Genomic DNA, 23,751 nt, shown 5'->3' with positions numbered 1-23,751 from the left:
GGGCTAGTGGTCGTTTCGAGTTTCGATCAACGGATGTATAACGCACATGATCACTAGACCCAGAGCTGGATACACCAGAAGCGCAGGAGAAAAGATTTCTGGCGAGTCTTGTTGCTGGTCCATTACTGACTGACAGAAAAGCGCTACAACTAACCCGACAATACCTAGCACTGATTTAACGTGTGTCGAAGTCTTCTTAAAGATGCCGACAAAGATAGCGCCGAAAATGGCGCCCACACCCCCGACAAAGAGCATGTCTAACAAGGCAGAAGATGCAGTCGTAGCGTTATCTGCGCCGATGATTGCACCTACTACAAAAGCCACAATAATCATGAGAATTCCGGCCACGCCTACGCTCAGAATTCGTTTTGTCGCTGAACTCACGAATTAAACTCCTGTCCTCGTATTGGTGGCATCTCGCTTTCCCTCGCCCCCACACCTGTGTAAACGCAATAACCATATAGATGCCCTTCACTCAGGCCGTAAATATGCCACGGGGGAACCTGGACTCCTCCTACATAGGGAAACGAATATCGAAAGTGTTAAGAACATTGAACATAGTTCACCATGTTCAATCTCAGATGTCTATAGACTCAGGAAAGTTACCCTTATAGAGGTCGGTAGTAGGACGCCGTGTGTGTGGGTGGTAGAAGGTGTTTTTCAGAAGTTTCGGCTGTGTCCTTAAGGCCGGTTCACTTAGTGTCGGCTTTTAGCCATCTTTGATGGCATTAGTGTCTTTAGCTGCATACACCAACTGCCTGAGGATCCACGTGAGACTGCCAGGCAGTGCAATTTCAGCAACGACCCATTTACCGTCGGGCGCGCATATATGTCGGTAAGAAAAGGAATCCCCGCCGTGGTGGCGGGGATTGGTGGGGCGCGTGGTTACCAGACGGGTCGTCAGAAGTTGATCATTTTCCTCCACAGCGGAGGCTGCTGGTATTCGTTTGTGGCTTTCTTGGGTACGGGCAGGTTGGCGCGTTTATAGGCCGTCCGTGATGGGATTATTCCCATCTTTTCGCAACCTTTGATTGCTTTTTTGAGGTTGCGTATATTGCGGGCTTGCGGTGTTTCGTCAGTCCACGTTGTTGTCATCATTCCCACCATCCTTTTCCCCAATAATATTGGGTTCTTTATCATTCATCTCGTAGAACTGTGCAATCAAACTCTGTTCCGATGGGCTGGCTAGCGGGCTTTCTGATAAGCAGTCTAATTGAATTTCCGCCGCTCTCCGGCACTGTTTGGTAGCTTTATTGTTGTCTACGGTCTCTACCGCCCAGGTGAATCGTCTACGCCTTGGTGTACTTCGGCAAGTCGTCGAGATCCGTCGTCCCCAACTTTCCGCTGTTTTCATCTGGGTGCTTGGTTAAGTGAATTGCAGCAATGATTAACAATCCCCACACCAGAGCTAAATAGAGGATCATAACGATGATAGTGACAGCATCCATGTCTTAGACCTCCTTCAGACCGGCAGCCTCAAGCCGACGCTCACGGTCGTGAATAGATTCGTAGGGATTATCCAAGTGCTGGCCGAAGGGCGCTCCCTTCCCAGTCAGCGGCACTCCATAATCACTGACGGGCGGGCCGTCGAGAATCGTTCCGCGTGGCCACGGAACCCGCGACATTAGGAGAGCACCACCATAGAAGAGCACGGCCAAGCCCCAGCCAAAGATAGCCACCTTGGCCGTCGGATAGCCTTCGTATCCATCTCGCACCAATGTGATGATCTCCAGCACAAACGTCGTCCCCAATACCAGCGGGGTGAGCACCAAAAGGCAGAAATCCCACCATCGCCCAAGCTGCAGACTGCTGATCTGGTTGACGTGTTGCCGCAGCTCCGGCAAGCGGCGAAGCACCCAGCCGATGACAATGATCGCCACCACGGCGATGACCACAATGCCGATGACGTTCACGAACTTATCGACAATATCCAGCGTGGCAAGACCCGTCGACACTGGGAAAAATACGAGCGACGGGACCGAGCAGGCCACACAGACATAAACGGCAGCGCGACGTCGGGAAAGTGCGAATTTTTCCTGCACTGAGGACAACACAACTTCCACGATGGTGACCAGCGACGTAAAGCCCGCGATCAACAGCGAACCGAAGAAGAGGACGCCGAAGATCGGGCCACCGGTCATGTTGTTGATGATCGTCGGGAAGGCGATAAATGCCAGGCCGATGCCGTTGGTGGCAACATCTGCGACGGCCACATGCTGGGTGACAGCCATAAAACCCAAGGTTGCGAACACGCCGATGCCGGCGAGAACCTCAAAGGCGCTATTGGATAGGCCGACCACAGCGCCGAGACCCGAAAGGTTTGCTCGTTTCTGCAGGTAGGAAGCCTGGGTCATCATGATGCCGAAGGCGATGGCCAGGGAATAGAAGATCTGACCATAGGCGGCAATCCAGACTTGGGGATCGAGCAGAGCGCTCCACTGCGGGGTGAAGAAGGCCTCGAGCCCCTCAGCGGCACCCGGCAAAAACAAGGCACGAATAACCAAAATGATGAACATGATGATGAGCAGCGGAACGAAGATCGAGGAGAGCAACCCGGTGCCTCTACGAACACCCAGCACCATGACCGCCGTGATCGCTGCCCATACCAGAGCTAGCACGATCGCGATCGGCCACACCACATTCGCGCTGGTCAAGCTTGTGGTATCAGCGTGCAGGAACTCACCGGTAAAGAACTTCTCCGGGTCCTGTCCCCATGCCAGTTTCAACGAAAACCAGGTGTACATGGCCGCCCAGGCGAGGATCACGCAATAGTAGACGGCGATGATGTAGGTAATGCCGGTCTGCACCCAGCCGATGGCCTCGGTTTTCCGGGAGATGCGGCGCCACACCAGCGGCGCGGAGCCGCGGAAGCGGTGGCCGAGGACGTAATCGAGAATCAGGACCGGCACCCCTGCGGTCAGCAGGGCGATGACGTACGGGAAGAGGAAGGCTCCTCCGCCATTATCGTACGAAATGTAGGGGAATCGCCAGATGTTGCCGAGCCCGATGGCGGAACCGATGGCAGCGGAGATAAACATGGTCCGGCCACCGAAGGTCGCTCTTTTCGCTGGTTTGTTTGCCGGGGCCGCACCGCCGTGTCTGGGCGGGGTTCCCGCAGGGGAGTTAGCAGCAGAGGTGGGTTCGTCCCCGCTGGATACGGATGTCTTCTGGGGCATGGGTTGCTCCGTGATGTTCGTGCCTGCTCTCCGGGGTTTCCGGTGATCGCAGGCGAGGGTTTTCGATTTTCCTTTCCGAGGCTAACCGGGCCGGCGAAACCTGGGTGTGGGCCGCGGCCCTCTGTTAGCGGGTCTGAATAGCAAAAATCCCCGGTGCGGTTGTTTTCCGCAGGCCGGGGGAGCGTCTGGTAAAGGGTAGCCAGACGCTCAGTTAATAATTCGGTTGAAGGTTACTTGTGTGCTCACGGGTACAGAGCATACCGCATGGTCTAGGAGAGACTCCCATAGGATGGGTCATGCAGGAGTACCTGCGGGATGATGGTCGGTTACCTTGTGTAAAAAAGTGTTCGCACCGCTTTTTGTCGTGTAGGCCTGCTTTCTTCATTACTCATCTGTCGGCAAATCTTGATTCTTTGCACAACTCCTTTGTTTAAGTGCATAAATGAAGAAAAGGATTGCTAGGAGTAGTCCAGATACGGAAATCGGATTGAACAAAGCGAATTCACGGCTTGTTCCAAGTAAAAGAAAGAAGAGCACAGTCACTACTGCCGTGATTACTAGACCCGTTGCAATTAAAAGGAGTTTTTTAGTCGAAGCATGATGGTGCAGCGCTTGTGAGTTCACCACCGACAATTCCTCCTCCCATATCGGTCGAGGCGCGACCTTCCGTGCATTTCGCTTGAAAAACCGTTTGATGACTTGAGGAAGGTTACTTGTTCGATAGGAGAGCGGCTCCCATTAATGACTACGCCTGGCGTCCTGCCGATTGCCTGCCGCTCAAGATCGTCCGTGCAGTTTGCTGGTCCTACGTTGACCAGCGACCATACCTAGTACAGCAGCAACGGCGATCAACGCCCACATGGTAATCAACATGCCCCAAGGAACGTTCAGAGGATAGGTGACACCGAGAGAACCCAGAATATCGCTCACGCGTCTCAGTGCAGCGAGCAACCCACAAGCCGCCAATATCGCCGATGATACTGCCACCGCACAACCAATGAATGCGAAAACACTGAGTTTAGGAACACGGCCCATGCCCATTCTGCTCAACGAAAAAGCACTCCTCCGCTGATCTACAGAAAACCCGATCACGCTATAGAGCAGGCCGAAGAAAGCCACGAGCGAAACGCCGCCAATCATGGAAAACACCGAGGCCATCTGGGATGCTTGGGCTGAGCGAAGGTCGTCGTCGACGAACTGCTGAATCGTCTTCCAATCTGCCTCGGGGAATGCTTCAGAAATGCGGTGTAAGCCACCGTCAGAAGTCGCGTAGGTCCGGTAATCTATTTTCGAAGCATTACTTGGCGAGAATGTTTTAGAGTCGGCGCCTATCGCCCCTCCGAGCAGGGATTCAGGATCGCTCAATGCCACGACTTTTAGTTCCAAGGTTCTACCATCGTCGTTGACGATCGGTATTGTATCTCCGAGTTTGTAGCGCTGGGCATCCGCAGCAACATGCGTACCATTGACCGATTGAAGATCGCCGGCCTTTATTGTTCCGGGTTTCAGCATATTACGAAATACTTCTGGATTGAATAGGATGACGGGAGCTTGCTTTGCCTCCTCGTCTTTAAGTAACCACCCGTTGTCGTAATTAAACGATGAAACCTCTACATCGGGTGCCGTTCGCTTTATTTGTCCATTCGTGACCGCATCTGCTGAGACGGAAGTCATAGCAAGATATTGTCCTGCGGACGAAGATGCAAGGGTGAGCATCGCGCTAGTTCCTCCGAGTCCCAACAACAGTGCAGATATCAGCGCGATCCCGCTGATTCTTCTTGATTCAGCAGCCATAAGCCCACCGGCAGCCAAACCGACGCTACCAAAGGACTTGATGATCCTGCCGACGATGTTCACGAGCAATGGAAATACGCACCACGCAGCTATAAGCGAAGTGAACATCGCGCCGAATGTGATTTCATTAACGTTTTCCATCGTGGGATTGACTCGAAGGATTGCGACGAGGCCAATCACAACACCAATGAAGACAGTGACCCTAGTAACCAAGCGAACGCGGGTTACCCAGCGACTTTGTGTACTTGATGAGTTTTCGAGAGACGCTGCTCGTTTCGATGAGGTATAAGACACCAAGCTTGCAAAGATGGCTATCGATATAGTTGTCCATAATATTGCCGAGTATGACGGATGGATGCTGACGTCACTGACATCGAGTCCGGTCAGAGAAAGAATATACCGATGAATCGCTCCAGCCCCAGGGGCGAGTATTACGGCGAATAGCAGTGCGAGTACCGACGCAAATAGAGATATTCCAACGAATCCCAAACGCACCCGATTACGAGAAATGCCGTACACGCGTAGCGACCGGATAGTTGATGACGCGGAGGCTACGGTGAACTGAATTATGGCAGCCAGCAGCAAAAGCGCAACAACAACCGAAATGGCAACAACAAGAAAACTGTATGTGGCTATTCCGTCAAGAGTGTTAATTCGCTGAACCAGATCCGTTGTTAGGTGTCCTTGGGTTTTTAGCTCATTTGCTTTTTCGGTAGAACTGATCGCAACGCTAAGCGTGCCACTTATGATTGACACTAGCGCAACGGTGATTACGGTTAGCGTGGTTGTTGAGGACGTGTGTCCACGCCAGATAAGTAGCGGTGTCATTCATCCTCCTGTCCGAAATCGTCGCCATCGGCTCGTAAGGCACTGAGGATGTCGCCAACCGTAGGCTTATCAAGCACGTTGGATATAATTCCGTCCCGCAGTTCAAGGACGGTATCGGCTGCCGCTGCAATATAAGGATCGTGAGTAACCATCACCACAGCGACTCCCTCCTTGGCAACGTCTTTCAGAAGTTTAACCACGGTTCGTGAACTATTTTCGTCGAGAGCTCCGGTCGGCTCATCTGCGAATATGATGTCTGGCCCAACAGCTATAGCTCTTGCTACCGCAACTCGTTGGTTTTGCCCTCCGGATAGTTCGCTAGGGCGCTTCTTTTCGAACCCGCTGAGTCCGACAGCTCGAAGTGCGTCTTCGGCGGATAGACCCTTACTTTTACACTTACTTATGCGTCGCCCGAGATCAATGTTCTCTTCCGCGGTGAGGAAGTTGAGTAGGTTGTAGTCTTGAAACACCGTAGCTGTTAATTGTGCACGGAGTGCCGACCTCCGCTTGTCACTAGCCTTGAATATATTCGTATCTGAATATATAACCTCCCCGGACGTCGGTGTAACAATTCCCGACATCATGTTTAATAACGTCGACTTCCCGGACCCTGATCGTCCCATCAAGGCAGTGAATTTTCCCGCTTCGAAGGTGTAGGACACGCCTTTCACGACTGGTCCGTCGGCTTCGCGGTACATTTTTGTGACGGATCTTAGTGATATGCTCACTATATTCTGCCTTTCTAGTATTTAAGAAGTACCCGAACAAGGTCGTGTTTTCCCGTTATTCCTTGACTGATACCTAAAAACATACAGACTATTTCTTCTCGGCGTATCGGAAAATAGTCTGCCGTCGTATGGTTATGAACCCTTTCTTTTTGAGAGCATCCGTAAACGGATGGCGGCTCCGACTACGCAGAGAATCAGGCCACTAAAGCCAAGAGATGTGTTCACTTTGTCGGCGATAGAAAGGACGATGAGAACTACTCCGGCTATTGCTAGCACGATAGATATAAGAGGAATTCTTCTTTTATCCACCATCGGCCTTCTTCCTTCATTCCTACGTCTGAGGGGAGGAACTCGGGAGGGGAGATCCTGGAATCTGCTGTAGGAAGATCCCCTGATCATTCGAGTCGCACAGGTTGCAAGCTGCAGGCAACGCTATGAGCCCAGCAGCTATCCATCCGGAGGGATAACAATTTGGGCATTGTTGTTGGTAGGTGCAGCGTGGGCTACCGAAGTGAAGGCCATGGTGCAGGTAACCGCTGCGACGATACTGCTGCGGATTATCGAGCCGTGGTGAAACATAGTGCCGTTCCGGGTTAAGGGGCAGGAGGTTCGAGTCCGAGATTAATGTAGTATGGCAAACCTGTCTAGAGTGACCATGTAGAATTCATCATGCGGTACGACAAAATCCCTGGCTACCGAAGGGTAACCAGGGATTTCCTGTGGAGCGTACGAGAATCGAACTCGTGACCTCTTGCTTGCAAAGCAAGTGCTCTACCAATTGAGCTAACGCCCCCTGTGGTTATTACCACCCGAACCCCACCGGAGTGGTTTTCGTGGTGGGCCTAGGAGGACTTGAACCTCCGACCCCTTCGTTATCAGCGAAGTGCTCTAACCGCCTGAGCTATAGGCCCATGAACCGTGCAGAACTTTACCCAGGAAAACGGGGTTTACCAAATCTGCAGGTCACAGTGTAAATAGGTCGAATAAAAGTCGGCCCGCTGGGATTGATGTGGGGTCCGAGTGATGCGCACACGGGCTCCACATGGCACAGGGCAGGTCGTACGGACCGCGGATCGTTAGTCCCGTACCACCATTCTCACTCCACCAACGGCGCTCATCCGAGCTAACCCGTTGTAAATAGCTGCGGCAACAACGCCCAACAGGGTGCCGATGATGGCTTCGAAGACAGCCAGCGCGATGATCGCAATAATCACCATGCTCGTCGGAACTGAGGTGTCTGCGACGTCGTTAAGGGCGTCGTTCATGTTTCCCCATGCCCCCATCCCCGCCAAGAGGCCGAACATGAGAAGGGCAGCGAGTATCCAGACGAGGGCGATTATCGCGCTGACCGCCCCCGAGATCCGGGCAGCTCGGTGGAGATCAATATGGGTCACCTCCACAACGCGCTCGCCCTGAGGCGCGCCGTGCGCGCTGGGGGAGCTGGGCGTGTAAGGGGAACTCGACGCCGGACCAGCCGGCTCGTCGGCTAAGTTGCCCGTCCAGCGGCGCGTGCCCAGATCCTGGTTAGCCTGGTTTCCCTCGGGCGTCAGCCCGTGTGGTCCCGGCCCCGTCATTACTTCCCATCCTTAGCGTCGGAGGAGCCGTCACCGTTGGAGCCGTCCTTGGAGTCAGTCGTGGACGGGTCGTTTGGAGCCGGTTCGGCGGGATCGGTGGGGGCGTTCCCCTTCTCCGCAGTTTTCGCCGCGTGCTCTTCGCCTTCGTCTTCCACGTTGCGGTCGATGGCGAGCAGCTCAGACCCCTTGTCCAGGTGGACCAGCCGCACGCCCATCGTCTGCCGCGAGCTAGGCCGGATGTCCTTCACGTTGGACCGGACCACGGAACCGTCGGTAGTGATGCAGAAGATTTCGTCATCTTGGTCGACGACGAGTGCGCCGATCAGTTTGCCGCGCTTCTTGTTGTACTTGAACGTGGCTACGCCGAGCCCGCCGCGGCCCTTCGCCGGGTATTCCTCCATCTTCGTGCGCTTGGCATAGCCGCCGGAGGTGGCAACCATGAGGTAGGAGTCTTCGCGGACGACGGTTAGCGCCAGCAGCGCGTCCTCGCCACGGAAACGCATGCCCTTGACGCCGGCGGTGGCACGGCCCATCGGGCGCAACGTGTCGTCGTCGGCAGTAAAGCGCATGGCCTGGCCCTCTTCGGAAACCAGCAGAAGGTCATCGTTGGCGGAGCAGAGCTGCGCACCGATCAGCGAGTCGCCCTTGTTGAGGTTGATGGCGATCAATCCACCGGACCGCGCCGAGTCATAATCGGTCAGCTTCGACTTCTTCACGCGGCCTTGCTTAGTGGCCAGGACCAGGTAGGGCGCATCTTCGTAGGTCTGCAGCTGGATGACCTGGGCGATGTGTTCGCCAGGCTGGAACTCCAGTAGGTTGGCGACGTGCTGCCCACGCGCGGTCCGGGACGCTTCGGGCAACTCGTAGGCCTTGAGGCGATACACGCGCCCGAAGTTGGTGAAGAATAGGATCCAGTCGTGCGTCGAGGTCACGAAGAAGTGCCGGACGACGTCGTCCTGCTTGAGCTCAGCCCCGCGGACACCCTTCCCACCGCGCTTCTGGTTGCGGTAGAGGTCCACCTTGGTCCGCTTGGCGTAACCGGTGGACGTAATGGTGGCGACGACGTTTTCGCGCGCGATGAGGTCCTCTTCGGTGACATCGCCGGTAGCAGCGATGATCTGCGTTCGGCGGTCATCGCCGTAGTTGTTGACGATCTCCTCGAGCTCGTCGCGCACAATCTGCCGCTGGCGCTCCGGCCGGGCCAGGATGTCCTTGAGGTCGGCGATGGTGAGTTCGAGTTCCTTCAACTCGTCGATAATCTTCTGGCGTTCCAGCGCAGCGAGTTGGCGCAGTCGCATTCGCAGAATGGCGTCGGCCTGGAGCTCGTCGATATCTAGGAGGTCCATCAGTCCGGTTCGTGCGATCTCCGGGGTTTGGGACGCACGAATCAGCGCGATGACCTCGTCGAGCATATCCAGCGCTTTGACCAATCCGCGCAGGATGTGGGCACGCTTTTCGGCCTCATCCAGGCGGTGCTGGGTGCGTCGGACGATGACGTCGATTTGGTGATCGACGTATAGACGCAGCAGTTGGTCCAGGCGGAGGGTGCGGGGGACGCCGTCGACAATGGACAGCATGTTCGCGCCGAAGCTGGTCTGCAGTTGAGAGTGCTTGTAGAGGTTGTTGAGCACAACGCGCGGCACGGCGTCGCGTTTCAGTGTGACGACGATGCGCATGCCGACGCGGTCGGAGGATTCGTCGTCGATCTTGGAGATGCCTGCGATCTTCCCGTCGCGCACTTGCTCAGCAATGCTGGAGACCAGGTTATCGGGGTTGACCTGGTACGGAAGCTCGGTGATGACGATGATGGTGCGCCCACGCTCCTCCTCAATGGACGTCACGCCGCGCATTTTGATGGAGCCGCGGCCGGTGGTGTAGGCGTCCTTAATGCCTTTATCGCCGACGATGAGCCCGGCCGTGGGGAAGTCGGGGCCCTTCACGCGTTCCATGACGGCTTCGAGCGTGGTGGCCTCGTCCGCGTCGTAATGGTCGAGGCACCAGAAAATCGCCTGGGCCAGCTCGGTGAGGTTGTGCGGCGGAATATTCGTCGCCATACCGACGGCAATACCGCCGGAACCGTTCATCAGCAGGTTGGGAACACGCGACGGGAGAATCGTCGGTTCTAGTGTTTTGCCGTCGTAGTTGGGCTCAAAGTCGACGGTATTTTCGCGGATATCGCGAACCATCTCCATGGCCAACGGCGTGAGGCGGCACTCCGTATAACGCATGGCGGCGGGGCCGTCGTTGCCGCGCGAGCCGAAGTTACCTTGCCCATCAACCAGCGGATAGCGCATGGACCACGGCTGAGCCATGCGGACCAAGGTGCCATAAATGGCACTATCGCCGTGGGGGTGGAAGTGGCCCATCGTGTCCGCGACGGGTCGGGCGGACTTGACGTAGCTGCGCTCCGGGCGATAGCCGTTGTCGTACATCGCGTAGATGATGCGGCGGTGGACGGGTTTCATGCCGTCGCGGACCTCGGGGAGAGCACGTCCAACGATGACGCTCATGGCGTAATCGATGTAGCTCGATTGCATTTCTTCTTGGATGTCGATCGGGCTGATGCGATCGAAAAGGTCATTGCCCCCGGTATTTCCGCTGTCATCACTCATGCGCTCTACCTTACCTCACAGGGCGGACATGGGAGCTGTGCCTCGGCGGGTTGTGTAGGACCGATCTTTTCGACGGAGTGCTCCTGTGGGTTCGTTGAGCCGCTTTATCGGAGACGTTCGCCAATTTGTGGTACCGCAGTGGTATCACTCGAGGGTGGATAAATGGTTGAATAGTGAGTATGGCAATGACCCTACGGCTCACGGAGAACCAAGACCGCGCCCTGACGCTGCTGGCAGAAATGACAGGCACCTCGAAGCATGAAGCTGTCGTCCGCGCGATCGTGTCGACGGCGGCGCGGACGGTGGACAACGAAGAAGTGCGGGAGCTGGCCAGATCCCGAGTTCCCGAATATGCGGAACTAGTCAAGAAAGTTCGGGCTAAGAAGGTTCGACGATGACTGCGCCGGGAGTGGATGGACCGCATGGGGTGGATGATGAACTAAATGCTCGGGCCGGTTTTGGCTCCCAGCCAGTAACCGCCGAACAACTCCTTATTATTATCGACGAATTTCGCGCGGCGGCTGGGTCCGGCGTGTATCTCGTACGTCCGTGGGCGTGTGCGGCGATCGCTGCGGCTGGGCAAGGGCGTATCGGCGGAATACCGACGCACCGGAATGAAAGGGAGATGCTCGATGCCGTGGGTGAGGCGATTACGCGGCTGAAACCATTGAATAAGGTCAACGGAAAACTAGCTGAACTAGTGATCGACATTATGACGATGCGACGCTGATGCGGGGGTGCCCTTGCTGCTAGCTGTGTGAGCTGCGGTTTTACGACTTGAGGCCATCATTTCCATGAGCGAACGAAGTAAGCCACGTAGCAGGCGATTGTGATAGCCGAGAATATTGCTGCAGCGCCATTTCCTAAATGTGACTTACTGGTTAGATCGAATATGGCGATGATGACGGGAATCATGACTAGCAGCCCGTCCAAGGTGCCTACCCTAGCTCTACCTTTTACGTTGGCGTGGAAGGTTATCCACGCTGCTAGTAGGACAAAAGAGAGCACCACAAAAGCGACTGAGGATATCTGCCCTTTGAGGGAGAGAAATGACACCACTGCCAGTAATAATGTGGAGAGCACCCCGGCGAGACTTTCAATAAATGCGGGGGAAGTTGGTTTAGAGGAATTGCTGGCTTCATTAGGTGACATTCGTAGACCTTAGCTGTCGTAGTTATTTACGGGAGCTGTGAAGATGGGTCGTTAAGGTGCGCGTTCAGCGCGGGTACTCGGACCAACCTGACCCGGTAATTGGGCGTGGGCGCTGCTACTATGCGACGCTGGCGCGCTGGCTCCCTGACTGCTGGTTTCCAGAATCGTGGCTAACTTTCAGCCAAACTGCGTACAGGGCGCACGCAATAAAAAGGCCAATTCCGGCGGGCAAGATGTATACGTCTAAAAATCCCACCGGGCCCACGACGTAGTCGATAATGCCAACAACAGTAACGACGCCAGCTAATGCAATCCACACAGCTAAGTGCTGGACCTTAAAGAGCGCGAGCATGAAGTGATAAATCATTGCAGGCAAGACTGCTGCGAAAACGAATGCAGCTGCTCCGGGGGAGCGCGCTAAGAAAACAAAAGAGATAACAGTAATAATTGCTTCGATTAAGGGGAACTTGAAGAGAAGTGTGGACATGGTCGCGACCTTCCAGATTTATTCTCCGTCGCCGAGTGTTCCTCGCCGAGTGTTCCGCCCTTGAAAACACTGAAAACACTTCGGTTAGGTTTAAAATATACACGACAAACCCGTTACTTCGGGCTCGATTAGTCCCTGAATCCAGCGAGAAACGCCCTGGGCCAGCTGGAGCGTCGTCGTCGATAAGAAACGAGGACTACCCTGATTCGTGGTAGAGTAGCAGCGTTTGCCGTTGGCCACACTCGGCCGAGCCACGCTCGATGGGGTCCATGCCCAATGGGCTTTGCCCGACGGGATCTGAGGAGGTTTGTCGGGTGCTGTAGTTAAGGTGGAGCGACGGCAGGGTTTGATTCATTCCGTATAGGAGCACTGGTGCAGCCACTGAGACATTCCGACGCAGACGTTATTACTTCCTCGCGTCGCAGCGAGGCTCCCGATTATGCACGTTTGAATGAGAGTCAACGGTATAAACAACCTGCGGAAGGGCCTCATTACTCCGCGTTAGCGGACGAGGCCAGGGGGTTCGGTCGCGCTCACGCCAAGATCATTCTGTTTGGCGAGCACGCCGTTGTATTTGGGGAGCCGGCCATCGCGTTCCCCATGCAGTGCCTGACCCTGCGCGCCACGGCTGAGCCGTGTGATGGGGAACTGTGGCTGACCGCCAACAATTACGACGGTCCTCTTGCCGACGCGCCGACGTTCCTGTCCCCAGTCGGCGCCACGATTAAAGCCTGCCTGGACCTGCTTGAATACCCGCAGTCGGGGATGCACATTTCGTGCCAAGGCAATGTCCCGCCGGCGCGCGGGCTCGGCTCCAGCGCAGCGGCGTCGGCAGCAATGGTGGATTCCATCATCGATTTCAGCGGCAAGGACGTCGATTACCACAGCCGATATGAACTTGTGCAGATCGGAGAGCGCGTTGCTCACGGCAGCGCCAGCGGCCTCGACGCCCACACTGTGCTGAACACCCACCCTGTGCTCTTCCAGGGCGGACGCAGCGAACCCATCACCGTCAGCCTCGGATCGCCGCTCGTCGTCGCTGATACCGGACAACCAGGCGATACACTCTCGGCCGTCCGAGGTGTCGACGAAATACGCCGCACCCATAAGAAGCGTTTCACCAGAAATGTCGACGCCATCCGCCATCACACCGTCGAAGCGCGGATTGACCTCGCTCTCGACGACCGGGCCTCCCTGGGTGAACGGATGAACGCCGTCCACGAACACCTCGCTGACCTCGGCGTATCCAGTCCAGAGCTCGAAAACCTTATCTCGGCAGCGCGGAATGAGGGGGCGCTTGGCGCGAAGCTCACCGGCGGTGGGCGAGGTGGCTGCATCATCGCGCTATCCAAAGACGAAAACCACGCGATCGCGCTGTCCGACGCACTCCGCGCCGCGGGTGCACGTCGCACATGGCTCATGCACCCCTCGGAGTTCCAACGGTGACCACCACGCACCCCAGCATGGGCGATATCGGATCGATCACTCCGCACACCGCGCGAGCAACCGCTCACCCCAACATCGCGCTGGTCAAATACTGGGGTAAGCGCAATGCCGACTTAGTTCTGCCCGCAACCGGTAGTTTGTCACTAACGCTCGATATCTATCCCACGGATACCGTCGTTAACCCTGATCCGAGTCTGACCAGCGATATTTTCACGCTCAATGGTGAGCCAGCACCTGGTACGCCAACGCACAGGGTCAGCGCATTCCTTGACTTGGTGCGCAAGCGCAGTGCAAAACAGAACGCCGGACAGCAGAACTCCGGACAACAGAACTCTGAGCTCGCGCACACGTACGCGCGGGTCAACTCCATCAACTCCGTACCCACCGGGGCAGGGCTAGCATCCTCGGCATCAGGATTTGCTGCACTCGCCACCGCGGCATCGAAAGCCTACGGACTCCCCGGCGACCCGCGATCGCTCTCACGGCTAGCCCGCCGCGGCTCTGGATCCGCCACACGATCCATCCTGGGCAACCTCGTCATCTGGCACCCAGGCGACGGTGACGACGACCACGCCGACCTCACCTCGTACGCGGAAAGTGTCCCCGGACCCGACCTCGCCATGGTCATCTGCGTCGTCTCGGGCGCGCAAAAAGCCGTGTCCTCCCGCGTCGCCATGGCAGACACCATTCGGACATCGCCCTTCTTCGACGGGTGGGTGAGCAGCACACAGCGCGATCTTGTCGACATGCAACAAGCGCTGGCCGAGGGTGACTACACCCGAGTCGGCGAAATAACAGAATCCAACGCACTCCGCATGCACGCGGCGATTAACGGAAACCGGCCACCCGTCCGCTACCTAGCGCCCACATCCGTCGCCATTTTCGACGCTATCGCGCAACTACGGAACGACGGGCTAGAGGTGTACGGCACCGCGGACGCCGGGCCTAACGTCGTTGCGCTCTGCCAGTCCAAGGACCTCGACGCCACCCACGCAGCCCTCCATGAACGGTTCCCGGACCTCGAGCTCATCCCTGCTCGCGCCGGGTCGGGCGCTCGCTTGACGCCCATCGCGGAGACCAGCCCAGATGAGCAGACCAATGGAAATGGAGAGGACCCCGCACAGACTCCCGACGAATCGAACCGTCAGGAGTAACAGCCGTGACACAGACCTCCGTCCACGCCTCGGCACCCGGAAAGCTGTACATCGCCGGAGAATACGCTGTTGTTCACCCCGGACATGCCGCGTTACTCATCGCCGTCGACAGGTATGTGCACGTCACGCTCACGCCCACCGGCACCGAAACCGGAACGCTACGATCCGACGCGAGCGACCCCACCAAACCCGACGAAGCCCCGGTCCGGTGGGAAGCTAGCACCGACCCGACGGCAGCCGCGCGGTTCCACACCGACGAGACCGGATTCCACAAATACGTTGCGGCCGCAGTCCTCACCGTCGAACGCTGGCGAGCAGAAAAACACCTTCCCGCCAGCGGATACGATATCGACATCTCGAGCCACCTCGATGACGCCACGAGCGGCGCGAAATTCGGGCTCGGATCGTCAGCCGCAGTCACCGTCGCGACCATCGCCGCCGCTGCCCGCCACCACCGGCTACAGCCCAGGCCCGAACAGATCTACCGACTCGCAGCCATCGCAACAGTGCGGGTCACCACAAAAACATCGGGAGGCGACGTCGCCGCCAGCGCACTCGGCGGATGGGTCGAATACCACTCGCCCGACCGAGCATGGCTAGAAGACCGCGCCTGGGGTTCTCGCTCCCGCACGACAACAATCAGCGACCTGCTCACAGGGGAGTGGCCAGGCTTATCACTCCGCCGCATCACGCCCGCCGCGCCGGGAATCCAACTCAGCGTCGGCTGGACAGGAACCCCCGCCGACACCACCGAGCTCGTCGGGCACGTCGTTAAGAAAACCGCGCTACCCGACGACCTTCTCCGGCGAAGCGACGCAGCCGTCGGTAACCTTGTTGAAGCGCTGACCAGCGACAACGGTGGGTGTGAAGCTGATCCGGGTGAAGTTAATCGGAGCGACGCCGATTCAGACGACTCGGCGACGTCTGCGACCGGGAACGCCCTCGCACAAGCCCGGCAGGTCTTGGGAGAGATCGCAACGCAACGAGGGGTGGCTATCGAAACCCCGGCGCTGCGAACCTTGATCACCACCGCGCTCGAGGAGGGGTGGTGGGCGAAATCATCAGGAGCAGGAGGCGGCGACTGCGGAATCGCGCTCGCCGCGCCGGGCGTCAACCCCCGTGCACTCCACGAGCGATGGACGGCGGCAGGAATTCGCCCTCTGAACTTGCATGTTTCGCCCATGGGAGCGGATACAGCTCCACATGACACACCAACGGAAGGAGATGGGAAATGAGTGGCAGCCGGAAAGACGACCACCTGGCCCTAGCCGCCAGGCAACAACGCGAGGCCCACGGCGAACCTCCACAGCCCGCCGACGCCACAACCCCAGCTCCCGATAACGCTTCCTCCGTACCCTCACCCCGCCCCGCCGGGAGTGGCTCGACATATTGTGCGTGGGACGACGTCCGCATCCTCCACCACTCGCTGGCCGGCATAGACCCAGGTCAAGCTGATATTTCCACCACCATCCAGACGGATCCAAGTGGCGGAGAAAACGCGAACGCTGGAACAAACGCGAGCGCCAACGCACATACAGCACCGACGCTGCACTGGGGGCTGCCGTTCTACATCAACGGCATGACCGGAGGATCCGAACTCACCGCAGGAGTCAACCGCGTCCTCGCCGAAACCGCGGCACGCACAGGAATCGCCGTCGCCACCGGCTCCATGTCCATCTTCCTGCGCGAACCCGACACTCTCCCCACATTCAGCATCCTCCGTGACCGCAACCCCCACGGCACCGTGTGGGTAAACCTCAGCGCCGACGCCACACCCGACGATGCCGCCCGAGTCGTCGACGCCCTCCACGCCGATGCCCTCCAAATCCACGTCAACGCCGTGCAAGAAACCGTCATGCCGGAAGGCTCGCGCGGGTACGCCTCCTGGCCACGCAACATCGAAGCCATCGTTAATGCGCTCCAGGCCACCCACACGCCCGTCATCGTCAAAGAAGTCGGCTTCGGCATGACCCGGAACACACTTCAGCAGCTCCACGACCTGGGTGTATCCATCGCCGACGTCTCTGGCCGCGGAGGAACCAACTTCGCGCGAATCGAAAATGACCGACGATCCGACCGCGATTTCTCCTACCTCACCGGATTCGGACAATCCGCCGCATTCTCCCTGCTCGACGCAACCACTGCTGATCCCGACACCCTGCCCACACTCTTCGCCTCAGGGGGAGTTCGACAACCCTACGACGTCCTACGAGGCCTCGCCCTAGGGGCTGACGCCGTGGGAGTCGCTGGAACATTCCTCCACACCGCATTGAGCACCGGCGTGGGGGACGCCACCCGCTCACCACAGGAACGCGCCCAAGGGATCGACGCCGCAGTCGACGCGCTGACCAGCCAAATCAACCGGTGGGCCGAGCACCTCCAGGCACTCTACGAAATGGTCGGCGCCACCAGCACGAGCGACTTGCACAACACCGATGCCCTCATCACCGGGCCCCTGGCGGAGTCGGCTCGCGCGCGGGGGATTGATCTCACTGCCGTCGCCGACCGTTGTCGATAAAACGAATAATCGGTACGCACGTTTTTCGTCAGGCTCCCTCGAGGGCAAAAATTTAAAAAACAATTCACGAATAAGGGCTCAGATAAAGCCCGATAAATAAACACCTGACAACACAATTACGAATAAGAAAAGGAAACGTTATGAGCGACAATTTATATGCACCCATCCCCATGTCATGGATCGGCCCCGTCCACATCTCAGGCAACGTTGTGTCGGGGGAGACAGCGGGATGGAACGCCGAGGACGGCACACAAAACCAGGAATCCGGCGCCAGCTACGAAGCTATCTCCATCCCCATGGCCACCTATGAAACGCCACTGTGGCCATCCGTCGGCCGCGGGGCAAAAGTATCGCGCTACGTCGAAGGCGGAATCCGAGCCACACTCGTCGACGAGCGAATGACACGATCCGTATACTTCGAAGCTCCCAACGCCGGGGTTGCCCTCCGCGTCGCCACCGAACTCGACCGTCGCCGCGACGAACTGCAGGCCGTCGTCGCCCAGGCATCCCGGTATGCCAAACTCATCGACCTGCACGTCCAATACGCCGGAAATCTCCTCTTTGTGCGATTCGAATTCACCACTGGCGACGCCTCCGGCCACAACATGGTCACCCTCGCCTCCGACAACCTCATGCCGTGGATCCTCCAGCAGTACCCGGAACTGCGCTACGGATCCATCTCCGGAAACTACTGCTCCGACAAGAAAGCCACCGCAGTCAATGGCATCCTGGGACGCGGGAAGAACGTCGTCACTGAAATGCTCATCCCGCGCAACGTCGTTGAAGAACGACTCAAAACCACGCCGGAACAGATCGCGGACCTCAACGTCCGGAAGAACCTGGTCGGTACCACCTTGGCCGGCGGGTTGCGCACCGCAAACGCCCACTATGCCAATATGCTTCTGGCCTTTTACCTGGCAACCGGGCAAGACGCCGCCAACATCGTCGAAGGGTCACAGGGCATCACCCATGCCGAAGTGCGTGACGGAGACCTCTACTTTTCATGCAACCTCCCCAACCTCATTGTGGGTACAGTGGGGAACGGCAAAGGCCAGGGCTTGGAGGTTGTCGAAGAAAACTTGCGACGCCTCGGTTGCCGTGAAGATCGCCCAGCGGGGGATAACGCACGCCGACTTGCAGTACTGTGTGCGGCATCTGTTTTCTGTGGCGAACTATCACTGCTGGCCGCGCAAACGAATCCGGGCGAACTGATGGCCGCCCACGTGAAAATTGAAAGGAAAGGCGAGTGAACGCACCCGTGAACACAGCTGTGAACCCCATTGGCATCCATGACATCACCTTCGCCACGGGACACCACAGCTTCGCCCTCGAAACCCTAGCCGACAAACACGGGATCGACGTGGGCAAGTTCCACAAAGGCATCGGCCAAGAAGTCATGAGCCAGCCCGCTGCCGACGAAGACATCGTCACCATGGCAGCCACCGCCGCCAAGCGGATCATCGACCGCAACGGGACTGAGGGAATCCGCACCCTCCTCTTCGCCACCGAATCCGGCGTTGACCAGTCAAAATCCGCCGGGGTGTACGTTCACGGGCTCCTCGGGCTGCCCTCCCAGGTGCGGACCATCGAAATGAAACAGGCGTGCTACTCCGGGGTCGGTGCGCTCCAAGTCGCGCTGGGTATCGTCGCACGCAACCCCCGTGAAAAAGTGCTGGTTGTCGCCTCCGACGTTGCACGCTATGACCTCAACTCGGGCGGTGAGCCGACTCAGGGCGCGGCAGCGGCTGCGTTCCTGGTCCAGGCCAACCCCGGCATCTTGGCCGTTGAACCGGCATCCGGCGTGTACACCTACGATGTGCAGGACTTTTGGCGGCCCAACGACCGGTACACCGCCCTGGTCGACGGAAAACTCTCAATCGACGCCTACCTCAACGCCGTTCGCGGAGCCTACGACGATTTCATCGATCACGGCGGGGCCGACTTCGCCGCGATCGACCGCTTCTGTTACCACCAGCCGTTTACAAAAATGGCGGTGAAAGCGCACATGGCGTTGCGCGAACACGTGGGTCTATCAGCAGACAAAGCCGATACAGCAGCCGAACTAGAGACCACCATGCCCTACAACCGCATGATAGGTAACTCCTACACGGCATCCGTGTTCCTGGCACTGATGGCATTATTAGAGACCGAATCCGACAACCTCGCCGGTAAACGCGTCGGCATCCTGTCCTACGGGTCCGGTGCCGTCGCCGAATTCTTCACCGGCATCATTGTCGACGGGTACCAAGAGCTGCTCCACGCAGACGAGCACAAGACCGCGCTGGACTCCCGGGAACCGCTCACCTACGACGCCTACCGGGACCTTCACCCCGGAACCCGCGTCGCTGACATTACGGATTACGACACACCGGCGGTTACCGACGCGCCGTTCCGATTCGCCGGCGTGAAAGATCACTCCCGGATTTACCAGCATCGCTAGGTTTTACCAGCTTCGCTGGCAGGTCCTACCCCGTTAGGAAGTAGGAACAGGCGTACCAGCGTCGTTAGAAATGGTGGTGGAGCTCACGCGCTTGGCCACCCACGTCGTCAACCATAAACCGACCAAAATAAGGCCGTATGTCAGGATGAAACTGGCGACCGTGTCCGTAGCCCAGTGGGCACCGATGATCACGCGGCTGGCTGCCATGAGAATTCCCCACACCGTTCCGACCCACAACGCAATCCGCCAGGCTTTGCCACCGAGCGGGCGTAACACGATGGCCAATGCTGCAAGAGTAGTGCCCTCTTGGGTGTGGCCGGACGGGAACGAGCGGTGCCCATTAGGCAAGTTAATGTGATACCACGGCTGATAGGGCCCTTTTCCAGCATCAACCTCATAGGGGCGGAAGCGACCCCACAAATCCTTCATTTGGTCATTGATTCCATGCCCAGCCCACACTATTGCGAGCATAACGACAGCCGAGATGGCGATGAGGCGCAAGGTCTCATCTGACAGATTTCGAATGAGCAACCACGCAACCATCGAAACGATAATAAGAAGGACAATAGCCATAAACAGTGCAGGGGCGAACTGAGACCAGCTCATCGTGTCAGAATCATCATTATTGGCCACGCCGATGGGCGTTCCGGCTGAAAGGTTTGCACTCCATGAACGACGATATGATTCAGCCTGCTCAGACCAGCCAAGAATCGATAAGAAACTAGCCCACGTGAGCAAAATGCTTCCGAGCCCTCGCGCGATTTCTGGAAGAGAGGAGCGGAGGAGACATCCCGCAAGAACCTGCATAGCCAGAGCGCCCAGCACCGCCGGTGGGAACTCGCCGTAGGACTGGAAGAGCGTGCCAAATACGCTGTCATGGTTGATGACAGCATCACTGACCTGCTTGTCAGTGAAAGTGAAGATAATCAGCAAGACGGTGGCCACGCCGAGTAACGCTGTGACCGCCATAGGGTTGACGCCACCCCCGTCGTGCTGAATGTGTGGAGGAGTGCCTCGATCCGGACCCGCTGGGGGAGTGGTGCGAGCCGCATCAGACTGTGATGAAGACGTCCAGGCCTGGCTGTCATCGGCCTGGTTCGTGGGGAGACTAGGTGCTTGTGCCATACGTATGGTGTATCAAGCTTCTTTAACACCCCACTGACGTAAACATGAACAATAAGTGAAACTCGCGGGAAGGTGTCCGCACCGCCTTCGGTCGTATAACTCCAGGAAGGACCCAATTCCTGGGGCCAGAAGCACCTATGCACTTAAGAAGGAGCCGGTAGACGGAAAAACTGCGGGGGACGCTACACCTGGAGCTCGGAAGTGCGCCGGGATATGCGCCCCGAATAAAAGTGCGGGGGTATATGGTCAATTTTCGGCCATTTTTTGGCCATATCCCCCCGCAGTTTTGCCAACTACCCCGCATATCCCCCCGCAGTTTTCCGGCATGCGGACACATTATTTGTCGTAAAACCCAAAAAACCGCCATACGCCGGAGCGATATGGCGGAAACCCGACTACCTAGGGAAGTTTCTAGGAGGTATATCGGGCATTGGGTCGGGAGTGGACCGGATGGTCAAGCTGATGCTATTTCTTGTCGTCCTTGAGAGCGTGGCGGCCAGCTCCGTTCTGGGAGTTGCCCTTACCATTCTTGCCTTTCTTCTGGTCACCGTTGTTCTTGGACGTCTTGCCTTTGCCAGTGGACCCTTTGCTAGCTTTAGCCTTGGCACTAGGGGCCTGTGGCGCGCTGTTCTTCGGCGCGCTGTTCTTGGGACCGGACTTCTTAGCGTCTTTGGCCTTCTTATCTGCCTCAGCTTTGGCGTCCTTAGCTTCTTTCTTCAGGTCTTCCGCCTTATCCTGGGCGGCTTTCTTGACCTCGTCGGCCTTATCGTCGGCGCGAGAAGCTGCGTCCTTGGCATCAGCTTTAGCCTGCTCTGCTTTATCCGCAGCCCTATCGGCAGCGTCGGACGCAGAAGCTTTGAAATCCTCCGCCTTGTCCTTGGCTCGGTCTTTCAGCTCCTCAGCTTTGCTCTGAGCGGCTTCCTTGACTTCGTCGGTTTTCTCCTTGGCCTGATCGGCTTTCTCAGCTGCCGCGGCTCGAACGTCCTCTGTAGGATCGTCTGCCTTGTCTCCGGCATGCTCCGCTTTGTCCCCTGTGTTTCCAGCAGAATTGTCCGACGTCGGGGTTTCCGTCTTGTACACCAAGCGAGGCTCGTTATTGTTCTTCGGCGGTTCCGTCGATACGTTCTTGGAGGACCGAGACTTGTACGTGGCCCAACCGCCGGCAACGAGTGCAACGAACAGGACGATAAATAAAGGCTTCTTGCTGCGCTTCGTCTTCTTCCCAGCTGCTTGATCCAGTGAATCGGTTACGGAATCGGGCAGACGATCGCTGACGGAATCAGGCAGGTTATTCGACGCGGCGGCCGCAACATTGCTGGCGGTCTCCGCAGCTTTACCCCTCACGTCGGATGCGGTGTCTTGGGCTTTTCCAGCGAACTCGCTTGCTTTGTCTGAAGCTTTGTCCGCGAAATCGCTGGCTTTATCAGTGGCCTTTTCCGCAAACTCGGTGGCCTTCTTTTGGAAAGCCTCAGCGCGCTTCTGGAGAGCATCGGCCTTCTTCGCGTTCTGCTTCCGAGCCTTGGAGGCCTTCTTATCTGCCTTCTTCTGAACTTTCTTAGCTTTCTTTTCTGCCTTGGCGCGGGCCTTATTTAACTTCTTGCCAGCTTTATCCGCTTTGTCGGATGCAAGGTCATAAGCGCGTTCGCTCTCTTCGCGGATGCGATCAACGACAGCCACGGCAGTGGGATTTGCTGAAGCGCGCATCTGCTCCAGAGTGGACTTCTTCTTTGACATGGCCGAGTTCTCCTTGGATGAGCTTTCGGAGGACGATTTCTTGTCCTTCTTCTTATCCTGCTTTTTAGCTTTCTTAGCCGCTTTCTTGTCCTTCTTCCCCTTAGCCTCGGAGGAATTATCAGAGGACGAATCGTTGGCGTTCTTATCTACCTTACCGTTATCGCTCTGACCACGCGGTTTCCCGGGGTTAGATTCCTTCGCTTTTGCGTATTCAACGAGTCGCTCAACGGGATCGAAGTCGCGAGCTTCCTTATTCTCTTTTCGCTGTTTGCGGGCATCGGAGAGGTTGCGTGCCGCGCGCAAAAACATGGTTGTGTCTGACGAATTCATGGTTCTTCCTTATTGGTTCCTTACCGGTTTCGTGGTCAGAGGCGGGTCTTTATAACGTGTCTTTTACTACTGTAGTGGGGTGAGGGGGCGGTTCGTCTAGTAACTACGTACAATGAGTGTCGTGAGTACGCAGAAGACAGCAACCGCGATTTTGCACACTAATCGTGGCGATATTTCTATCGACCTCTTCGGTAATCATGCTCCCCAGACCGTCGATAACTTTGTCGGGTTGGCTAAGGGCACGAAGGATTACTCGGAGCGCAATGCTTCGGGTGGAGAAGAGGGCCCATTCTACGATGGCGCAATTTTCCACCGCGTCATCGACGGTTTCATGATCCAGGGTGGGGATCCGACGGGAACAGGCCGTGGTGGTCCCGGTTACCGCTTCGGTGACGAATTCCACCCCGAACTGCAGTTTGACCGCCCGTACTTGTTGGCCATGGCGAATGCTGGCCCGGGCACCAACGGTTCTCAGTTCTTCATCACCGTCGCCCCGACGCCGCACCTGAACAACCACCACACCATTTTTGGTGAGGTCACCGATGCGGATTCCCAGAAGGTCGTCGACACGATCGCGGAAACTAAGACGGATCGCTTCGATCGTCCCTTGGACGACATTGTGATTGATTCCGTGGAGATCGTCGAGGACTAGT

Annotated in this window: 21 protein-coding genes and 2 tRNA genes; 9 read left to right on the top strand and 14 right to left on the bottom strand. The window is 57.2% G+C overall.

From position 1 onward, the window contains the following. Window positions 1-3 precede the first annotated feature (3 nt). From I6J23_RS03450 to gyrA, 10 genes are all read right to left on the bottom strand, one after another. Window positions 4-384, bottom strand: coding sequence for a hypothetical protein (locus I6J23_RS03450; RefSeq protein ID WP_204582535.1), 381 nt, complete (start codon window positions 382-384; stop codon window positions 4-6). Between the two features lie 516 nt (window positions 385-900). Then, entirely contained in the window at window positions 901-1,098 is a 198-nt protein-coding gene (locus I6J23_RS03445; protein WP_204582534.1) for a hypothetical protein, read from the bottom strand. Between the two features lie 191 nt (window positions 1,099-1,289). Continuing rightward, a complete protein-coding gene (locus tag I6J23_RS03440; RefSeq protein ID WP_204582533.1) occupies window positions 1,290-1,448 on the bottom strand; it encodes a methionine/alanine import family NSS transporter small subunit in 159 nt (52 codons plus the stop codon). Window positions 1,449-1,451: 3 nt separating this feature from the next. Then, window positions 1,452-3,176, bottom strand: coding sequence for a sodium-dependent transporter (locus I6J23_RS03435; RefSeq protein WP_204582532.1), 1,725 nt, complete (start codon window positions 3,174-3,176; stop codon window positions 1,452-1,454). A gap of 777 nt (window positions 3,177-3,953) precedes the next feature. Beyond that, a complete protein-coding gene (locus tag I6J23_RS03430) occupies window positions 3,954-5,726 on the bottom strand; it encodes a hypothetical protein (protein ID WP_204582531.1) in 1,773 nt (590 codons plus the stop codon). A gap of 68 nt (window positions 5,727-5,794) precedes the next feature. After that, the gene (locus I6J23_RS03425; protein ID WP_204582530.1) at window positions 5,795-6,526 is read right to left on the bottom strand and encodes an ABC transporter ATP-binding protein; all 732 of its coding nucleotides are present in this window, start codon (window positions 6,524-6,526) and stop codon (window positions 5,795-5,797) included. Between the two features lie 720 nt (window positions 6,527-7,246). Beyond that, window positions 7,247-7,319 (bottom strand) — tRNA-Ala (locus I6J23_RS03420). A 41-nt stretch (window positions 7,320-7,360) separates the two neighbouring features. Then, a tRNA-Ile gene (locus I6J23_RS03415) sits at window positions 7,361-7,437 on the bottom strand. A 165-nt stretch (window positions 7,438-7,602) separates the two neighbouring features. Then, entirely contained in the window at window positions 7,603-8,100 is a 498-nt protein-coding gene (locus tag I6J23_RS03410) for a DUF3566 domain-containing protein (protein WP_204582529.1), read from the bottom strand. Further along, entirely contained in the window at window positions 8,100-10,712 is a 2,613-nt protein-coding gene (gyrA, locus tag I6J23_RS03405) for a DNA gyrase subunit A (RefSeq protein ID WP_204582528.1), read from the bottom strand. The genes I6J23_RS03410 and gyrA overlap by 1 nt, the downstream gene beginning before the upstream one ends. Before the next feature lie 179 nt (window positions 10,713-10,891). On the opposite strand from gyrA, the gene I6J23_RS03400 reads away from it, so the two are divergent. After that, a complete protein-coding gene (locus tag I6J23_RS03400) occupies window positions 10,892-11,110 on the top strand; it encodes a CopG family transcriptional regulator (RefSeq protein WP_204582527.1) in 219 nt (72 codons plus the stop codon). After that, window positions 11,107-11,442 (top strand): hypothetical protein, encoded by a 336-nt coding sequence (locus I6J23_RS03395; protein ID WP_204582526.1) that lies wholly within the window; start codon window positions 11,107-11,109, stop codon window positions 11,440-11,442. The genes I6J23_RS03400 and I6J23_RS03395 overlap by 4 nt, the downstream gene beginning before the upstream one ends. Before the next feature lie 56 nt (window positions 11,443-11,498). On the opposite strand, the gene I6J23_RS03390 is transcribed toward I6J23_RS03395, so the two are convergent. Further along, window positions 11,499-11,864: a hypothetical protein gene (locus I6J23_RS03390; protein ID WP_204582525.1), complete on the bottom strand. Its 366-nt coding sequence runs from the start codon at window positions 11,862-11,864 to the stop codon at window positions 11,499-11,501. A gap of 118 nt (window positions 11,865-11,982) precedes the next feature. Further along, window positions 11,983-12,351 carry a hypothetical protein gene (locus I6J23_RS03385; protein ID WP_204582524.1) on the bottom strand — a complete coding sequence of 123 codons (369 nt, stop codon included), beginning with the start codon at window positions 12,349-12,351 and terminating at the stop codon, window positions 11,983-11,985. A 372-nt stretch (window positions 12,352-12,723) separates the two neighbouring features. Between I6J23_RS03385 and mvk the strand changes: the two genes are divergently transcribed. The 6 genes from mvk (at window position 12,724) to I6J23_RS03355 (ending at window position 19,909) form a co-directional block, all read left to right on the top strand. After that, window positions 12,724-13,797, top strand: a complete 1,074-nt coding sequence (mvk, locus tag I6J23_RS03380) for a mevalonate kinase (RefSeq protein ID WP_052722385.1) — start codon at window positions 12,724-12,726, stop codon at window positions 13,795-13,797. After that, the gene (gene mvaD / locus I6J23_RS03375) at window positions 13,764-14,951 is read left to right on the top strand and encodes a diphosphomevalonate decarboxylase (RefSeq protein WP_239454976.1); all 1,188 of its coding nucleotides are present in this window, start codon (window positions 13,764-13,766) and stop codon (window positions 14,949-14,951) included. The genes mvk and mvaD overlap by 34 nt, the downstream gene beginning before the upstream one ends. Window positions 14,952-14,956: 5 nt before the next feature. Further along, complete coding sequence (locus I6J23_RS03370; protein ID WP_204582523.1) at window positions 14,957-16,186, top strand: phosphomevalonate kinase; 1,230 nt, start codon at window positions 14,957-14,959, stop codon at window positions 16,184-16,186. Continuing rightward, entirely contained in the window at window positions 16,183-17,469 is a 1,287-nt protein-coding gene (locus tag I6J23_RS03365) for an alpha-hydroxy-acid oxidizing protein (protein ID WP_204582522.1), read from the top strand. The genes I6J23_RS03370 and I6J23_RS03365 overlap by 4 nt, the downstream gene beginning before the upstream one ends. Window positions 17,470-17,609: 140 nt before the next feature. Beyond that, window positions 17,610-18,719, top strand: a complete 1,110-nt coding sequence (locus I6J23_RS03360; RefSeq protein ID WP_204582521.1) for a hydroxymethylglutaryl-CoA reductase — start codon at window positions 17,610-17,612, stop codon at window positions 18,717-18,719. A 20-nt stretch (window positions 18,720-18,739) separates the two neighbouring features. Then, window positions 18,740-19,909 (top strand): hydroxymethylglutaryl-CoA synthase, encoded by a 1,170-nt coding sequence (locus I6J23_RS03355; protein ID WP_204582896.1) that lies wholly within the window; start codon window positions 18,740-18,742, stop codon window positions 19,907-19,909. 33 nt (window positions 19,910-19,942) lie between these two features. Here the strand turns inward: I6J23_RS03355 and I6J23_RS03350 are convergent, their stop codons facing one another. After that, window positions 19,943-21,034, bottom strand: a complete 1,092-nt coding sequence (locus I6J23_RS03350; protein ID WP_204582520.1) for a phosphatase PAP2 family protein — start codon at window positions 21,032-21,034, stop codon at window positions 19,943-19,945. A 465-nt stretch (window positions 21,035-21,499) separates the two neighbouring features. Beyond that, window positions 21,500-23,098 (bottom strand): hypothetical protein, encoded by a 1,599-nt coding sequence (locus I6J23_RS03345; protein WP_204582519.1) that lies wholly within the window; start codon window positions 23,096-23,098, stop codon window positions 21,500-21,502. A gap of 112 nt (window positions 23,099-23,210) precedes the next feature. On the opposite strand from I6J23_RS03345, the gene I6J23_RS03340 reads away from it, so the two are divergent. Continuing rightward, the gene (locus I6J23_RS03340) at window positions 23,211-23,750 is read left to right on the top strand and encodes a peptidylprolyl isomerase (RefSeq protein ID WP_204582518.1); all 540 of its coding nucleotides are present in this window, start codon (window positions 23,211-23,213) and stop codon (window positions 23,748-23,750) included. Window position 23,751 lies beyond the last annotated feature (1 nt).

The sequence above is a fragment of the Corynebacterium kroppenstedtii genome, from assembly GCF_016894245.1.
Taxonomy (GTDB): domain Bacteria; phylum Actinomycetota; class Actinomycetes; order Mycobacteriales; family Mycobacteriaceae; genus Corynebacterium.
This window is presented reverse-complemented; position numbering and strand designations above follow the sequence as displayed.